Annotated in this window: 3 protein-coding genes; all 3 read left to right on the top strand. The window is 49.8% G+C overall.

Annotated features, from left to right (window positions below):
* Positions 1 to 854: CHAD domain-containing protein (locus NZ772_17905; GenBank protein ID MCS6815429.1), on the top strand; the 854-nt coding region annotated here is incomplete at its 5' end.
* Positions 855 to 921: 67 nt separating this feature from the next.
* Positions 922 to 1,653, top strand: coding sequence for a DUF1997 domain-containing protein (locus tag NZ772_17900; GenBank protein ID MCS6815428.1), 732 nt, complete (start codon positions 922 to 924; stop codon positions 1,651 to 1,653).
* A gap of 11 nt (positions 1,654 to 1,664) precedes the next feature.
* Positions 1,665 to 2,103 (top strand): methyltransferase domain-containing protein (locus NZ772_17895; GenBank protein MCS6815427.1); only part of this gene is annotated, 439 nt, incomplete at its 3' end.

The following is a 2,103-nucleotide window of genomic DNA, read 5'->3' as shown; positions in this document are numbered from 1 at the left end:
TAGAAAAGAAGGTGCTAGCCGATCGAGATCCTGAAGATTTACACCAGATGCGGGTAGAGTTGCGACGGCTAGAAACAGCCCTGCAAGTGTTTGATCGGGTCGTAGAGCTACCTAAATCTATTCGGGGCAAGCGCCTGCAAACCCTAATGCGGGTGTTAGGCAAGCTGAGAGATTTAGATGTGCAGATTGCAGAGTTAAACGATCGCTACGCCCCAACCCTAAGCGATCTAGAGCGTCCGGTCCTCAAGACTGCCCACAAAGCCCTGCGCAAATATCGTGCCCAAGCGTTTAGCCGGGTGCAGCAAGTATTATCCAGCAGTGCCCATGCCCAGTTCAAAGCAGATTGGGATGCTTGGTTACAGCACCCTACCTATCAGCCATTGGCTACCCTACCGCTAGGGTCGCTGATACCAGACTTACTCAGCCCCTTACTGTCTCGATTACTGCTACATCCTGCCTGGCTGATTGCTCTAGCCGATATATCTGATGCCAACAGTCACCTGTTCCATCAATTACGCAAAGCCTGTAAACGGGTACGATACCAAGCAGAGTTTTTTCTAGAGTTCTACGGCGATGAGTTTCGAGCTTGGATTGCTGAAATCAAAGCAGTGCAGTCTAATTTAGGAACGTTACACGATTGCCAAGTGTTGCAGACCCAGCTTGCCCAGGTTTTACCGAAAACAGGTGTGCCTGCTGGGTTATGCCAAGCAATCACCGACGGCCAAACTACAGCGATGACCAACTGGGATGTTCTGCGGCAGCGGTATTTGCACCCTAGTTGGCGATCGTATCTACGCCAGTTGGTGTTACAGCCAGCTTCACCTAGTGACAAGCATTTGCAGACAAACCCTTGACAAACCTTGGCAAAAAAGTGCGCTATGCTGGGCAATAGTGCATTCATTAGGGATTTCTCAATCCACCATGCCAGCGGACTACCCGACTCAAAATCATGCAGAAACTCCGGCTGAGGCTTTATCCAACATTGAAGCTCTATCTGATAGTGATTCCATGTCGGTAGAGGATGAAACCTTGGATAAGGATGTCACTACTCCTGTGAAACCATTTCGATTTTTCACACGGTTTGTAGATGCCATGGAAATGTATGCTGACACAGCAACGGTAGAAACTTACTTTGATGTCCACGGTGGCTGGTTTAAGGATTGTGCTGCACCTATGAAAGCAGAACCGATCGGCACTACAGGCTATGCTCTTACGATCGGGCGCTTTGGAGCCTTTGGCTATCAAGTGGAACCCAGGATTGGCCTAGATTTGATTCCAGCAGAGAATCGAGTTTACCGCATTCAAACCATCCCAATTCCAGGCTATGAAGCACCCGGCTATGAAATAGATTTTCAAGCCTCCATGACCCTGGTGGAAGATGCCAGCCAAGAGATCACACTACAAGACAAACGCAATGGCACTATCACCAAGCTATCCGTCTTGACTCGCGTTGAGTGGGATCTCCAGCTTACTGTATGGATCCAATTTCCTCGCTTTATCTATCGCTTGCCCCATACCATGCTGCAAAATACAGGGAACCACCTCCTGCGCCAGATTGTACGTGAAGTTTCCAATCGCCTTACCCGCAAGGTACAAGATGACTTTCACAGCAAGCGGGGTCTACCGTCGCCCTATCACACTAAGCGGATTTAGGTTTATCGCTCATGACAAGCACTCTCCACCAGCGGATCCGACAATTTTATGATGCTTCCTCTGGTCTGTGGGAACAGGTATGGGGAGAGCATATGCACCATGGCTATTATGGGGTTGACGGTCGTCAGCACAAAGATCGCCGCCAAGCTCAAATTGATTTGATTGATGAATTGCTGGCATGGGCAAAGGTAGATGCCCCTCGCACTATTTTGGACGTGGGTTGTGGTATTGGTGGCAGCAGCCTGTATTTGGCAGACCGTTACCAAGCTAGTGTCACCGGAATTACCCTCAGCCCAGTACAGGCAGAACGTGCTAGGGAACGTGCCCGATCGGCTCAGCTTGACCGCAGCACTGCTCCTTGTGCTCAGTTTTTGGTAGCCGATGCACAGGCTATGCCCTTTGCAGATAATTCCTTTGATTTAGTCTGGTCCCTGGAAAGTGGGGAGCACA

It is taken from the genome of Cyanobacteriota bacterium (genome assembly GCA_025054735.1).
In the GTDB taxonomy this organism is placed as follows: Bacteria; Cyanobacteriota; Cyanobacteriia; order SKYG9; family SKYG9; genus SKYG9.
Note: the sequence above shows the minus strand (reverse complement) of the source record. Positions and strands in the feature narration are given on the sequence as shown.